At 56.1% G+C, this 14,077-nt stretch carries 14 protein-coding genes and 2 pseudogenes; 5 read left to right on the top strand and 11 right to left on the bottom strand.

The features are described from left to right. Together CR103_RS23055 and CR103_RS18720 are read left to right on the top strand one after the other, a co-directional pair. Positions 1 to 181 (top strand): hypothetical protein (locus CR103_RS23055; protein WP_218968505.1); only part of this gene is annotated, 181 nt, incomplete at its 5' end. 434 nt (positions 182 to 615) lie between these two features. Next, entirely contained in the window at positions 616 to 1,479 is an 864-nt protein-coding gene (locus CR103_RS18720; RefSeq protein WP_180279461.1) for an HNH endonuclease, read from the top strand. A 120-nt stretch (positions 1,480 to 1,599) separates the two neighbouring features. Here CR103_RS18720 and CR103_RS18715 read toward each other — a convergent pair. From CR103_RS18715 to CR103_RS18710, 3 genes and pseudogenes are all read right to left on the bottom strand, one after another. After that, positions 1,600 to 2,214, bottom strand: a pseudogene (locus CR103_RS18715) (IS5 family transposase); the annotation flags it as partial. A gap of 136 nt (positions 2,215 to 2,350) precedes the next feature. Further along, positions 2,351 to 3,271, bottom strand: a complete 921-nt coding sequence (locus tag CR103_RS22235) for a hypothetical protein (RefSeq protein ID WP_143752674.1) — start codon at positions 3,269 to 3,271, stop codon at positions 2,351 to 2,353. After that, positions 3,252 to 4,871 (bottom strand): AAA family ATPase, encoded by a 1,620-nt coding sequence (locus CR103_RS18710; protein WP_099917450.1) that lies wholly within the window; start codon positions 4,869 to 4,871, stop codon positions 3,252 to 3,254. Before CR103_RS18710 ends, CR103_RS22235 begins: the two co-directional genes overlap by 20 nt. Positions 4,872 to 4,963: 92 nt before the next feature. On the opposite strand from CR103_RS18710, the gene CR103_RS18705 reads away from it, so the two are divergent. After that, positions 4,964 to 5,257: a hypothetical protein gene (locus CR103_RS18705; RefSeq protein WP_099917449.1), complete on the top strand. Its 294-nt coding sequence runs from the start codon at positions 4,964 to 4,966 to the stop codon at positions 5,255 to 5,257. Between the two features lie 135 nt (positions 5,258 to 5,392). Beyond that, positions 5,393 to 5,542, top strand: coding sequence for a hypothetical protein (locus CR103_RS22865; RefSeq protein ID WP_180279460.1), 150 nt, complete (start codon positions 5,393 to 5,395; stop codon positions 5,540 to 5,542). A gap of 1,291 nt (positions 5,543 to 6,833) precedes the next feature. Here CR103_RS22865 and CR103_RS24210 read toward each other — a convergent pair. From CR103_RS24210 to metE, 5 genes and pseudogenes are all read right to left on the bottom strand, one after another. Beyond that, positions 6,834 to 7,106 carry a hypothetical protein gene (locus tag CR103_RS24210; RefSeq protein ID WP_143752673.1) on the bottom strand — a complete coding sequence of 91 codons (273 nt, stop codon included), beginning with the start codon at positions 7,104 to 7,106 and terminating at the stop codon, positions 6,834 to 6,836. Beyond that, complete coding sequence (locus tag CR103_RS24205; RefSeq protein WP_099917447.1) at positions 7,107 to 7,481, bottom strand: transposase; 375 nt, start codon at positions 7,479 to 7,481, stop codon at positions 7,107 to 7,109. 60 nt (positions 7,482 to 7,541) lie between these two features. Further along, on the bottom strand, positions 7,542 to 8,684 hold the full coding sequence (locus tag CR103_RS18690) for a branched-chain amino acid ABC transporter substrate-binding protein (RefSeq protein WP_099917446.1): 1,143 nt from the start codon (positions 8,682 to 8,684) through the stop codon (positions 7,542 to 7,544). A 175-nt stretch (positions 8,685 to 8,859) separates the two neighbouring features. Continuing rightward, positions 8,860 to 8,985: pseudogene (locus CR103_RS23585) on the bottom strand (Tn3 family transposase); the annotation flags it as partial. A 164-nt stretch (positions 8,986 to 9,149) separates the two neighbouring features. Then, the gene (metE, locus tag CR103_RS18680; RefSeq protein ID WP_099917445.1) at positions 9,150 to 11,441 is read right to left on the bottom strand and encodes a 5-methyltetrahydropteroyltriglutamate--homocysteine S-methyltransferase; all 2,292 of its coding nucleotides are present in this window, start codon (positions 11,439 to 11,441) and stop codon (positions 9,150 to 9,152) included. A gap of 103 nt (positions 11,442 to 11,544) precedes the next feature. Between metE and CR103_RS18675 the strand changes: the two genes are divergently transcribed. Beyond that, positions 11,545 to 12,441: a LysR family transcriptional regulator gene (locus CR103_RS18675; protein ID WP_099917444.1), complete on the top strand. Its 897-nt coding sequence runs from the start codon at positions 11,545 to 11,547 to the stop codon at positions 12,439 to 12,441. Positions 12,442 to 12,492: 51 nt separating this feature from the next. On the opposite strand, the gene CR103_RS18670 is transcribed toward CR103_RS18675, so the two are convergent. The 3 genes from CR103_RS18670 to CR103_RS18660 form a co-directional block, all read right to left on the bottom strand. Continuing rightward, the gene (locus tag CR103_RS18670) at positions 12,493 to 12,879 is read right to left on the bottom strand and encodes a type II toxin-antitoxin system VapC family toxin (protein ID WP_099917443.1); all 387 of its coding nucleotides are present in this window, start codon (positions 12,877 to 12,879) and stop codon (positions 12,493 to 12,495) included. Further along, entirely contained in the window at positions 12,876 to 13,121 is a 246-nt protein-coding gene (locus tag CR103_RS18665) for a type II toxin-antitoxin system Phd/YefM family antitoxin (protein ID WP_099917442.1), read from the bottom strand. Before CR103_RS18665 ends, CR103_RS18670 begins: the two co-directional genes overlap by 4 nt. A 259-nt stretch (positions 13,122 to 13,380) precedes the next feature. After that, positions 13,381 to 14,056, bottom strand: a protein-coding gene (locus tag CR103_RS18660) for an IS6 family transposase (protein WP_370659463.1) whose coding sequence is annotated in 2 segments (ribosomal slippage) — positions 13,381 to 14,008 and positions 14,007 to 14,056 — 678 coding nt in all. Because the reading frame shifts where the segments join, the coding sequence is not laid out codon by codon here. Between the last annotated feature and the right edge of the window lie 21 nt (positions 14,057 to 14,077).

Raw genomic sequence — 14,077 nt, 5'->3', positions numbered from 1 at the left:
CGACAACCTCGGCACTCTCGCGTTCATCATTTTGTTTTACCGCTGGCGACATCTGGTTTTCCATGTGATAGCAACTTCCTTAATTAGCATGATGAAGTTGTCTCACAGTAGTTTGACACAGGGGGGTTGCTCCAACCGGCGCTGGCCGCGCAATACACCTGCGCTGATAGGGCAGCGCTGAGACAAGGTTGGCTACGCATCTAACTCGGCCGCCAACGTGGACACTGCGAGATTGGAAGTCGCGACTTGCAAGCGAGGCTTCGCTACCAACCTGTTCGTCGATCAAGATTTACTGAGCGAGCTAACACTCTCTGGCGCCGCCGAGGAAAATTTCGGCAAACTGTCAGAGCGCGCAAGCGCGGGGCTGACTATTTCCTTGCTATGGTCTCAGGAATGGACGATAAGCATCAAGATGAGGTATGGCTGATTTTTGGCCCAGTGCGCTAGGCCTGTAGTGCGACCTATAAGTGGTATTCGCCTGAGCCGCCTCCTTGATGCTTCAGAGGTAGTGATTCACTTTGAGGAGACTAAAGACATATTTCCCGAAGACCTCACACTGAAATGACTTGGGAAGTTCACCAATTAGAATTAAACTCTACGGGTGAAAGAATCCATATGAACAAAATGACGATGTACTGGGTCGCGGTAGCTAGTTCGTTGTACCCTGACACCTCAGCCGAACAGCTGATCACGCTGAAGCAAATTCAACGTAAACATGAAGAACTCTTCAAGGACGCTTTGACGCAAAGCCTTGAGCAGCAACTAATTAGTTGGAAACGCAGATATTCAAATCCGAAAGTACCAGCAATGGGAGGTAGCCGAAATCGCTACCTGTTTAGAACTAAAGACGGCCATACCCCGGACCCAAGTGGTGGATTTCGATTGTACAAACTATCGGATGGACCGCACGACAGTACCGACAAATCCTCCGGACCAACCTGCCCTCCTCGAGACGAGGTCCAGGAACAATTCCGTTATCTTGTCGATTGGTATACCTCCAGCTATCGCGATTTGCCTTTTGATTTCGATAACGAAACTGACGCAGATTTGGCCGAGGCTTCTATCGATCGATCCGACTTGCCACTGACGGAGAAAATTAGCTTGTTTAAATCTCGTCGCGGACAGGGTGTGTTCAGGACCAGAGTTGCTTTGGCAGAGAGAAATTGCCGGTTGACCGGTACTACAGCCCTACACTTTTTGACGGCCAGCCATATCAAACCGTGGAAGCATTCGACGAATGTTGAGCGACTAGATGGAAATAATGGGCTACTCCTGGCGCCTCATGTCGACCGGCTTTTTGATAAGGGTTTTTTGACCTTTAATCAAGCTGGAGAGTGCATGATTGCCCCCGAAGCGATCGATGTATGCCATCAATGGCACCTCTCAGGCATGGGACACCGGCCATTTTCCCCGGAACAGGAGAAGTACATGGAGTACCACCGAAAGCACGTGTACCGAAGATGGATCCCAGCCACCTAAACTGGTTCATGTGAGCTTCCCACTCCATAAATGAACGCAACCTATGCAAGGAAGAAGGCTGAGAATATCTATCAATACAATTTCAAAAAATTATCAGATTGACAGGCCCGTCTTCGGCCCGGCTTCATGGCAGCCTTTTGTGTCGTAGGCACCGTCACCACTGACGCTCGCGATAGGCTCATCAAGGCTGATCTGCTCAAGCAGGCGCGGCAGCATGGGCGCATCGCCGTTAGTGTTATCGGTCACTTCAATAGCCCGGATTTCCAGCGAGGCGGCGTCAATTCCCAGGTGAAACTTGCGTCACCGGCGACGGTAAGCGGCGCCATGCTTCTTCGTTTTCCACTCGCCCTCGCCGAGCATCTTGATGCCCGTGCTGTCGACCAGGAGGTGTAATCCTGTCGTCGTCGCGTGTGCCCCATTCGTCACGGCGAGATGCTTTTGACGCCGGCTGACGGTACTGAAATCAGGCACCTGCCAGTCCAGGCCGGCTAGCTTGAGCAGGCTTTGCACCATCCCCATCGCCTGACGCAACGGCAGATTGAACAAGCTCTTCATCGTCAGGCAGAACTGAATGGCTTCTTCACTGTACTTCTGGCAGCGTCCACGCTTGCCACTGGGCTTGCCGTGCCAGCACATGCCGGAGTCTAGCCAGATCAAGAGCGAGCCACGTGCTTTGAGTGCTGCGTTGTACGCCTTCCAGTTCGTTGTACGGTATTTCTGAGCAGGAGATTCCATGCGCCAAGCCTACCGGAACCCCAAATAGCAAGGCGTCCTGCTTTGTTTATGCAACAAAGCCTCCCTGCGATGGCGGCCACGTGACCCGGGAGTTCATTTTCAATTATCGCATCGTTACCGCGACAATGGTCAGGTACTACCGGTAGCGCTTTCCTTTGGGAAGTGATTTATTGTTAGGCGGTGGAACCGGCTGTTTAGCTATGTTAAGGAGAAACTGGAGTTTCTTCGGGGCGCTGTGAACAGAGTAGTAAAAAACAAACTCAATGCTATTCAGGCTCTTACACTCTCCATGCGATCTCGACATCTCTTCCTTCAAGAACTGTTTCAGTACGCTTAGGTTGGTTGCATGAGTCGGGTTCATCTGTATCCGTGAGATCAGCCCTGTCCAATAAGTCCTTATTGCCCAGCCGGCTTCCCTCGGCAGATTGATTTTCTCGATATGAAATTGCACCAGCCGTCGATGCGCTCGATTCTTTGCAGTGACGAAAAGGTTGATGTCGCTCAGCAGCTCCTCTGGCTCGAATTCGATTCGAAGGACACGATTGCGGAGGAACGTATCGAAGTAGGGATGTAGCAGGCGGTTCAATGGACCCCTTCCACGCGGTTCGCGCAGAGGTTTCTGTTTGTACCGATAGCCCGGGAACCATTGACCTTTAGCCCCACTACCTTGGCAGTCCGTGCAACTCGGAACCAAATTTCGGCTGAGGCTAGCAAATTGGGGGAAATGTTCCTTCGGCAGATAGTGGTCCGTTGTCACGTTTTTTTGCAAACCGCAGTATGGGCAGGCATTCAGGCCTTGCAACTGTGTTAGTCGACCTTTAATGAACTTGGCCAGCTTTCCGCCGGATTTGTACTTCGCCCTCATTCGCTCTGCGGCCACAATTTCCAGGCTATTTGCAAACTTCCATGCGAGAAATGGGGCACGACAAGCAGACCAATAGTGTTCGTAAGACTTGCGTAGACTAGGATGTAGCGCCTGCAGATCCGAGTCGTTAGCACAGTGCCGCCTGAGCTCGCGAAAATCGGACCAATTCGGCTTACTCAGGTAGTTTGGCATCGTCACCCTCCGCCAAGATGCCAGGAATTCGGTTTATTCCTTCCGAACCCACCAAGCCTGCAAGCTCCTTCAGTAAACCTTTGTCGATGCCCGTGCCCCGGTCCATCACAAACTCGAGCAGGCGAGACCGGGTCAGGGACTCCGCGTTAGAATGCTCAAACACAAACTCGGAAATTGCCCCGATGTTGCCTCCACGGGTCTGCAAGGTTGGTCGAGCGAAGTCGACCCCGTCTGCTTTGCTAGGTCTCAGTACAGTTACGCAGCTCTTATCGAGTTCGCGGACCACATATGGAGAATGCGTTGCTAACACAGCTACTGATCGAGTTGCCGAAAGGGCATCGTATAGGGCCAACATGACGAGCGATATGAATTGAGGATGCAGGTGAACTTCGGGCTCGTCAAACAAGTAGACCGTTTGGTCGTGCGCTTCATCGAAAAGCCGAGTCAGAAAATTCAGGATGACTTTCTGCCCCGAGCTGATGTCAAGTTTTTGTCCGTCACCGTCGATGAAAGCGATTGGTTGTGTCGCGTCAAATTCTCTAGCGTCCGCCACTTCCGCGCCGGCGAATGTGTTCTCGATTCTCGACCAGTGGACATACGTCCCGTCCCTGCGAGGAAAGTGAAGCTTTTCGATTGGAAGGTGACCCCGAGCGATTCGGCGTAATGCAGTCCAGCTGAAGTCCGAATTGTCAGCAGCCGAGCTGCGAGCAAGATCGAATAGTGGCTGCCCCAAATTCGTCCAGGCGGAACCGAAAACGTTCAGCGGAAGTATTTTGACGTTGGATTCGTGAAATCGGGTCCATCTGTCTGGCTCATGCGTAAGCACAACCACGCGCTGCCGGCTTTTCTTCAGTAGCGCGCTCACCCATTCTTTCGCGTCCAATGACACATTTGATGGAGGCAAGCCTGAAAGCGTCGAAGCTACGTCCATGAGCAGTCTCGTCTTGCCAAGGCCATTGCGGCCTATAATGGCATGGATCAGGTTCTCTCCAAGCAGGTCGGGTGCAAATGTCAACGTCATCAGTGAGCCTGAGTCCGACACAGTTTCAAGAAACTCTAGCTCGGTGATCCGCATCGCCCCGATGGTCTCTGCCCGAGGAACTACGAATAGCTTTTTTAGACCAATGAACGTCAGATACGCCTCGCTGGTGCGCAGGAATGATTTCTGGACGGCATCCGATTCGAGCGTCGTTTGAAATTCGGCCTGATCTGGCGCAAACAATCGGTAGGCGGCAATGTCGCGTATGGCAATTAGGATCTCTCTCGCCACATCCGGTGACGTGGCCGCCAATAGTTGAAGGTAATTGTCTTTGCGCCCGAGGAAGGTCGCGAACTTGCCGTCATTTTCCGTTGTTGAAATCTCGACAGGAGATGAGAGGCCCTCCAAATAAGCGCTGGTATCAACGGCGCCATTGATGGTGGATTTAACGCCAGTGGACAGTCGCACCACTGTCTCTTTGAGCTGAACGACAAGCTCGACCATAAGGCTGTACCCGAAGTCATTCCATTTGTTAGCCGAAGGAACGATGTAGACGACTGCGTCGGCTCCCGATACTGGTGCCGACGGATATCGATTAGCCAAATATACCCTGATCTGCATGAACTCCCCTCATCAATGAATTTGAATAAGGCGAAAGATATCACGTTGTCATTAATCAATTTGGCAGGCATTGGTTTTTCAATAAGGCGCTATTGGAGGTCGCGACTGAAGAGGTCTTCGCGAAGATCGTGGTCGCCGGCCAGAAGCCGCACATTATCTACAGCTTGGGCATGAAGCGCTTTTCGTGCGTGTTCTGCATCTACGCTGACGGCAAAAGCCTGACGCGGACGGCCCAACTGATCACAACCCAGCCCTGGCTGGTCAACGACCCGAACGTGTACAGGAACTACGCCAGCCTGAAGAAGAGCGCTCGCCAGGTGATGATGATGTCGAGCAGGACGCATGGGCGCCGCACCCTGGAACAGATCACGGGTATAGCGGCATGAATTTGAATTGAACTAGGCGGCGGCCACCGGCGCCTGGTTTGTTTTTTTGAACTTTCGTGGAGGATCAAAATGGAACTGCAACTCGCTTAATTTCATGTCACCGTCTGCTGCAACGGGGTACTGCTCGGTACCGCCGTGCCGCTGTCGGCCGCCGCTTTCGTGGCGCACCTGTTGGCGGTGCATGACAAGACTTCCAACATCGACCTGACGGTCTATCCCTATGACGCGCACCGCCGTCACATGCGCGACGTGGATGGGCGCCTGCGCCCACTGTCCCTTGAATGACGTCCTCTAGATGGCTTCCTTGCGCTCTGCTGAATAGTGCTTCATTGCCTGTCTTTGACTCCGCCCCCTCTACAATCTCGATAAATCAGATGACGCGACAACTGTACTGACACAGGGGCCGTGCAAGCGCTTCACGTTTGCAAAATATGGCGTGCAGATTTCGCCTCAACAGTTCAACGGGTGAAGAATTTATGATTTTTTGGCATTTCGGTAACTTCGTGCTGCCAAGGATGTGGCGAAGCTGTCTTCCAACATCATAAAACTTGCGACTTTCGCGCCGGTGAATGTCATCACGATCGCGAAGTGGCGATCGATGAGCTTACCGGTGGCATTTACCTAATTTCCGCACGATAGGGGCGATAAGGAAACAAGCTCGCTAACGATTCGTGGCTCGGTACTGCCAGTGCGGCGTCGTCATCGAATGGTCGAAATTGTCGTGCTTCTGTAACGGAATTCCTTTTTGCGCATGTCCGGTTAGAATCGCTGCCGTGGCTACGCTGCCGACAAAACAAGTATGAAACAATGACGAAAAAACGATGGCTCGCTCGGGGACTCCTGCTCGTTACGATGCTTAGTGCTGGCACGACCGTATCGGCGAGCGTTGACACCTCAAGCAAGCCGGGGGCGTCTACCAGCTCAAGCGCGGAATCTATGTGACGCGTGACAACAGTTGCAAAGCGCCGGCTCATGCTGCGATTCGCCATTATGACGGCCGCGGTATCAATACTTTTCCCAGCCGTGCCTGCCGGGTAAGCATACAGACTCGCAGAGGCAACCGCTTTACGGTTGACCAGATTTGCCTCGACAGCGCAGCTCTCCCGGCCGCAGGCAAGCAGAGCGACAACAGGTTATGGTGCGCGATGCCCTGACTTTCACACAAACCATCAATGCCGTATCCATGACGTATCGGTATTGTCCGGAGTATCAGCTGCCACGCGAGTTACGCCAGGCCCGGCATTGACGATTGGTTCAGCTGTATGGCATTGCTTTAACCCAGAATATGGCTCAAGAGTGCCTATGGAATCCAAGCGGATCAGACTGCCTAAAATTATGGCTCAAGAGCATCTATAGTACTCGTGACGATTCAACAAGCGTAAGTCGTGATTTGACAAACTTTATTCGCGCAACTGCCGAGCGCCTGGTCCTCTGCAGAGCAAAATTTGACAAACATTGCTTCGCCGATAAGACATGTAAGTCTTTGATTTTATTAGAACGGATTTGACAAACTTAATTCGGCCTGTTCAGCGGGGGGCGAATCAGTTTTAAAACGCGCCGCATGATCATTGCGTTCTCATCGCCAAAGCCGCCCGACTGGCCGTCGAAGATCATCAGCGGCAGGTAGCAAGTGGAACCATCGTGGCGGTGATGGAACGCCAGGATCCAGCTCGAGAATGAGGCTCTTTGGCGCATTGGCAACGCTGGCAATGAATTGCGCTACAAGGGCCTCGCTGACACGATAGATATCCTGGCGGCTCGCCGCATGTTCGACGCGCGAGATGGTCGGCCCCGATGTCAGCGCAGCGCCACCGTCGAACGGCAAGCGAGCCGCGCCACGCTTGAACATTTAGTCGTTCCGGTCGTCGTCACCGCAGCCAATTTGGTAGATTCGCTGCGGCACTATACCGTGGTACGAATGGCTGACGTAACTTCGATGGCGGCGGTCAGGCAAGGCCGCGGCGATATGGGTCAAGCCAATCTGGAGGTCGACTCCACGCAGCAGAACCGGGCCGAGATCGGACGACAAGCCGCTGCCGGCGAAATCGGCACGGGCGCTGCGCGCGGGAATGGATGCAAAACGGAGCTGCTCCGGGGTAAAATTCACGCTCGGCAAGGTGTGTTCGTGTTGATAAATGTGGCTTAGGAATAAATCACATTTTTCAATCGCTTTAGCAGGTGTAAAGAACAGGGAATTGGTTTGGACGGCCCTGCCCCCCGGCATTTGACATAATTCTCGAGGCGGCAAGGTGAAAAAACGGCGCCGGCAAGCACTTGTTTGGCGCTAACGCACCACTTGCAATTTCGTCTTCTTGCCGTTGCGGTAGGTGTAGAGGGTCAGCGCTGCGTTGCTCAGGTCGCCGTTAGGCTCGAAGGCAATGCTGCCGGTCACGCCCTGGTGCCGGATTTTGGCCAGCACTGGTAGATACATGGCCGGGTCGCTTGACTTCGCCTGCTGCATCGCCGCGGCAAACACCATCACGGCGTCGTAGGCGTAGGGCGCATAGGTTTGTACCTCCAACTTGAAACGCTTGCGATAGCGCTCGGTAAAATCGGCCAGCACCGCTTCCTGCTCGGCGCTCACGCCGCCGGCCACCACGCACGTGACCTTGTCTTCGCCGACGGCGTCGCCGGCCAGCAGCGGCAGCTTTTGGGAACAGACGCCGTCGCCGGAGACGAATTTGGCGTCGATCCCGAGCGCCTTCATTTGTTTCAGCATGGGGCCGGCCACGGCGTCCATGCCGCCATAGAAAATCACGTCGGGACGCTGCGCGCGGATCTGGGTCAGGATCGCATTAAAATCGGTCGCCTTGTCGTTGGTGAACTGGCGGCTGACGACCTGCAGCGCGCCTTTGCTTGCCTTTACGCCCTTGACGAATTCGTCGGCCAGGCCCTGGCCGAAGGCGGTGCGGTCGTCGATCACGGCGACCCGCTTCGCCCTGAGCGTGTTGGCCGCATAGCGCGCCAGCGCGGCGCCGACCAGGTTGTCGTTGGCGACCAGCCGGAACGCTGATTTAAAACCTTGCTGGGTGTACAGCGGCGTAGTGGCGGCCGGAGAAATTTGCGGAATACCGGCAGTGTGATAGATCTTCGAGGCCGGCACCGTGGTGCCCGAGTTCAAGTGGCCCACCACGGCCACCACACCCGCATCGACCAGCTTCTGGGCGACTGCGGTGCCCTGTTTGGGATCGCCACCGTCATCTTCCGTCAACAACACCCATTGCACTTTCTTGCCGTTGATCGTGGCGCCCTGGGCATTCAGGTCTTCGATCGCCAGGCGGGCGCCGTTTTCAGTGTCCTTGCCGGAGTGGGCGGTGGGGCCCGACACCGGCGCGGCGCTGCCGATCCGCACTTCCTGCTGGGCATGAACGGATGGCGCGGCGGCCAACGCGAGAGAAAATCCAATCATGGCGGCGGCAATACGCATGGCGGCGACCTCCTTCGTTTGGGTGCACCTGAATTGTAGCGCGCTGTCGCCATAACGCTATTTTGGGGTCGGAGGTGGGGTGGAACCGAAAACCGGGTGAAGGAAAATACTTAAGGTGTTGACATGGCCGTCCCCGTCCCCGCCCCCGCCCCCGCTCATATGTCATTTCTGGCCGCATCATGTTGATGTGCTCATGCAGCAACGGCGCGAGCCTGGCCACGTCCTCATCCCGGACCTCGAAGCCGTCCGCGCGCAACTGGTTCAATGCGGCCTCCATGTCGCTTGTGTTCCACAGCACAATCATGGTCGATCACTTCCTTCAGCTTGTCATGGATCGGTGTTGAAAACGCCAATTGCGCTCGTACATGGTGTGCCTCCAACAAAGAGAATAATCCCGAGACGGGCCCGGGATTGGATAAAGGGATGGCGTACCGGCCAGCCGTCCGGCGTCTGCGGCGAGAACCGTTACGCGGCTTGGCGCAACGCCTTGGCAGCGGCCACCATGTTGGTCAGTGCGGGCAGCACCTCGGCCCACTGGCGCGTTTTCAGGCCGCAGTCGGGATTGACCCACAGGCGCGATGCCGGGATGCGCTCCGCCGCCTTCTTCATCAACTGCTCGATGTGTTCTTGAGTCGGAATGTTGGGCGAGTGGATGTCGTAGACGCCCGGGCCGATCTGGTTCGGATAATTGAAGTTGTCGAACGCGTCCAGCAATTCCATATCCGAGCGTGACGTTTCGATGGTGATCACGTCGGCGTCCATGTCGGCGATCGAGGCGATGATGTCGTTGAACTCGGAATAGCACATATGAGTGTGGATCTGGGTCCGATCATCGACGCCGTTCGCCGTGATGCGAAACGACTCGACCGCCCAGTCCAGATACTTCTTCCATTGGGCCTTGCGTAGCGGCAGGCCTTCGCGCAGCGCTGCTTCGTCGATCTGGATCACGCTCACGCCGGCCTTTTCCAGGTCCAGCACCTCCGCGCGGATGGCCAAGGCCAACTGCTTGCACGACACCGAGCGCGGCTGGTCGTCGCGCACGAACGACCAGTTCAAGATCGTCACCGGGCCGGTGAGCATGCCCTTCATCGGTTTGCTCGTCAGCGACTGCGCGTAGCTGATCCATTCCACGGTCATCGCCCTCGGACGGCTGATGTCGCCGAACAGAATGGGTGGCTTCACGCAACGCGAGCCGTACGATTGCACCCAACCGAACTGGCTGAAGGCGTAACCGTCGAGCTGCTCGCCGAAGTATTCGACCATGTCGTTGCGCTCGGCTTCGCCATGGACCAACACGTCTAGCCCCAGCGCCTCCTGCTCATGCACGCTGCGGGCGATCTCCGCCTGCATCGCGGCTTTGTAATCGGCCTCGTTGAGCGTGCCGGCCTTGAATTGACTACGGGCGTGGCGAATTTCGGCCGTTTGCGGGAAGGAGCCGATGGTGGTGGTCGGATATGCCGGCAGCTTCAGCAATGCGGCTTGTTCGGCGGCGCGCGTTGGATAGCTGCTCTTGCGCGCGCCCAGGCCGGCGTCGATCTCGGCGATGGCTTGTTGCACGGCCGGGTTGTTGACGCGCGGCGAGCTGCGGCGGGCCGCCAGCGCTGCCTGATTGGCCGCCAGCGCCTCTTTGACCGAATCGCGGCCAGCGCGCAAGGCCTGCGCCAGCACTTGCAGCTCGTCCAGTTTCTGGACCGCGTAGGCCAGCCACGATGTGATTTCGGCGTCGAGCTTCTGCTCGCTGTCCAGGTCCACAGGCACGTGCAGCAGGGAGCACGACGGCGCGATCCACAGCTTGTCGCCCAAGCGCTCGGCCAGCGGCTCGAGCCATTCCAGCACGGCGGTCAGATCGGTTTTCCAGATGTTGCGGCCGTTGATGACGCCCAAAGACAACACCTTGTGGCCAGACAGCAAATTGAGCACGGGGCGGATATCGTCGTCGCCGTTGATGGCGTCGATATGCAGGCCGGCGACCGGCAGGTTGGCGGCGAGGTAAAGATTTTCCTGCAACTGGCCGAAGTAGGTTGCGACGAGCAGCTTGACCGGGCAAGCTTTCAGTTCATGGTACGCAAGGTTGAAGGCGTGCTGCCAGTCCGCGTGCAGCTCCGTGACCAGAATCGGCTCGTCGACCTGCACCCATTCGACGCCCTGCGCCGCCAGCGCGTTGAGCAGTTGCGCGTAGGCCACCAGCAGCGCGGGCAGCAGGGCCAGCTTGTTGGAGTCGTCCTTGGCCTTGCCCAGCGCCAAGTAGGTAACGGGACCGACGATGACCGGCTTGGCCTTGACGCCCTGTTTTCTCGCTTCGGCCAACTGCTCCAGCAGGCGCGACGCGTCCAGTTTGAACTCGGTCGCTGCCGTGAATTCCGGAACGATGTAGTGATAGTTGGTGTCGAACCATTTTGTCATTTCGCCGGCCGCCACGCCGCCGCAGCAGCTACGATGCTCTGCGGCTGACTGCGCCGAACGGCCGCGCGCCACGCGGAAATAGTTATCGAGCTGATCGCCCTGGAAACCGCTCACGCGTTCCGGCAGGTTACCCAAGGTGAAACTCATGTCCAGCACTTGGTCGTAGAACGCGAAATCACCAACTGGCACCAGATCCAGTCCAGCCTGGTTATCCCAGTGGCGCTTTCGCAGTTCCGCGCCGAGGCCTTTCAGGGCATCGCGCGAGGACTCGCCTTTCCAGTACGATTCCAGCGCGAATTTTAATTCGCGCTTGGCACCGATGCGGGGGAAACCCAGATTGTGGACGGTAGTCATGGGGCAGAAACTCCTAAGTTATTCAATCTGACAATGATAAAGATCGTTAGCAATGAAGTAAAATGGTCTTTTTTCACGTATCTATGAATTCTACTCATATATCATGCTCGAACGCATTCACCTAGCCACGTTGCTGGAAACCGAACGGCAAGGTTCGCTGACCGCCGCCGCCGAAGTGCTGCACGTCACGCAATCGGCATTGAGCCACAGCATGAAAAAGCTGGAACAGCAACTGGGGACGGCCATCTGGTTGCGCGAAGGCCGCAACCTGCGCCTGACGCAGGCCGGACAATACCTGCACGCCGTCGCACAGCGCCTGCTGCCACAGCTGACGCTGGCCGAGGAACGGCTACGGCAATATGCTCAAGGTGAGCGCGGCACGCTACGCATTGGCATGGAGTGCCATCCCTGCTACCAATGGTTGCTAAAAATCGTTTCGCGCTACCTCTCGGCATGGCCGTTGGTCGACGTCGACGTCAAGCAGAAGTTCCAGTTCGGCGGCATCGGCGCGCTGTTTGGGTTTGATATAGATTTGCTGGTGACGCCTGATCCATTGCTCAAACCAGGTTTACGGTTCGAGCCTGTGTTCGACTACGAGCAGGTGCTGGTGGTGCACAAGGATCACCCTTGGGCAAGCCAGGAAGAAGTGGCTCCAGAGCAGCTCAACGAGGAAACTCTGATTTCCTATCCTGTTCCCATCGAACGGCTGGACATCTACAATATGTTCCTGCTGCCGGCGAACTGCGCGCCGCGCAAGCACAAGACCATCGAAACCACCGATATCATGCTGCAGATGGTGGCCAGCGGCCGCGGCGTGACGGCGCTGCCCAAATGGCTGGTGACGGACTACGCGCCACATCTTCAATTGCGCACCTTGCGGCTTGGACCGACCGGCATCCAGAAGCACATTTACCTCGGCGCCCGCGAATCGGATTACGACACCGACTATTTGCAATCCTTTATCGAGTTCGCCCGCCAGGCAGAGCGCTATCCGCTATGACGACACCAGATCTGACCACCATGCAGGAAGACAGCGTCAGATTTCAGGCCGTCATACCCCGCGCACTGGTCCTGGATACTGAGCTACCAGGGAGTCAGCCGTTAGCAGCGTGATGCCCTCGACTGTCGCCTGCGCGACAAGCATGCGATCGAACGGGTCTTTATGGATAGGCGGCAAGCTCTCGATTGCCACGGCGTGTTCGCTGGTGACAGGTAACTCGCTGTAGCCGTTGTCGAGCAACCCACGGCGCAAAACCCTCGGGTCAGCTTGAAAGTCAGAACGGCCTAACCCGCGCTTAATCGAAATTTCCCACAGACTTACGGCGCTGAAAAACAACTCATTGTCGGGCCCCTCAATCAAAGCGTGAGCAACAGCGCTCAAGCGACTTGGATCCCCCGCTGCCCACAACAACAGGTGCGTGTCCAGCAACAGCTTCACGCGCCACCGCCGAACAGGGATTCAATTTCTGCACTTCCCATCCTGTCGAAATCGTCTGGCACAGTGATCTGGCCAGCTAAGAAGCCAAGTCGCTTCGCTTGGCCAGCCCCCGGCGCATCAAGTGCAATGACCTTCACCATCGGCCGACCGGCCTTCGCGATAATGAACGATTCTCCTTTTGCTGCCTGCTCGATCAGCCTCGACAAGTGCGTCTTGGCCTCGTGTATGTTGATGGTTAACATTTCGCAATTCCGTTGAACTAAGTTTAATTAGTCTATCGAATTTATAACGGCAACGCAAGTGTGTCGTTAAAGAGGTTCCGTGGCTCTGTCGCATTAAGCAAAATTTGCCAAACTCGACCACAGTATGTAGGGCTTCGTCGCGTTGTTCGTCAAAAGCCGGAATTTTCCAGGAGTGGGACCCCGCCTCGGCTTTGTCGCGTCGTTGATCGAAAAATGAGATTCTTTCCGAAAGGGTACAGCACCCTCAAACTGGACGGAGCTATCCTGCCGGCGCATAAAATTGATCGGCGAACGACGTCATATCTGCGCCATCGGTCGTGAACTGGCCCTTGCGGATCATGTGCATGAGCTCGATGCCGGCGAGCACGCAGCGAGCAGAGCGAAATGATTTGAAGTTGAGCATCGGCCTGGTCACCCGTTTGATGGCGCGGTGGTCTTGCTCGACAATGTTGTTGAGGTATTTGACCTGGCGCACCACGATCGGCACGTCACGTCCGGCGTTGATCGCATTAATGGCGGCCTTGTTGGCGCCGCTCTTGTCCATCGCCACTTTCTCGGGATCGCCATTGGTTTGCATGGCCTTGTCGAAGAACCGCTTCGCCGCGACCATGTCGCGCTGTGCGGTCAGCAAAAAATCAACGGTTTTTCCCTGCTTGTCGACAGCGCGGTAGAGGTATTTCCAGATACCTTTGACCTTGATGCAGGTCTCATCCATGCGCCAAATGGCCCCGACCGGGCGCTTGTGTTTGCGGGCCATCTTCTCGATGAGCGGCAAGAACCGGATCGCCCATCGGTTGATTGATGAGTGGTCTACAGACACGCCGCGCTCTGCCATCATTTCTTCCAGGTGCCGGTAGCTCAGCAGGTAATCCACATACCAGCGGACGCCCCAGGATCACGTCGATCGGAAAGCGCATCCCTTTGAAGTGAAGCATGTCGGTCCGTCCTGCCGTTGG

The sequence above is a fragment of the Massilia psychrophila genome (assembly GCF_002760665.1).
GTDB lineage: Bacteria > Pseudomonadota > Gammaproteobacteria > Burkholderiales > Burkholderiaceae_D > JAFCUW01.
This window is presented reverse-complemented; position numbering and strand designations above follow the sequence as displayed.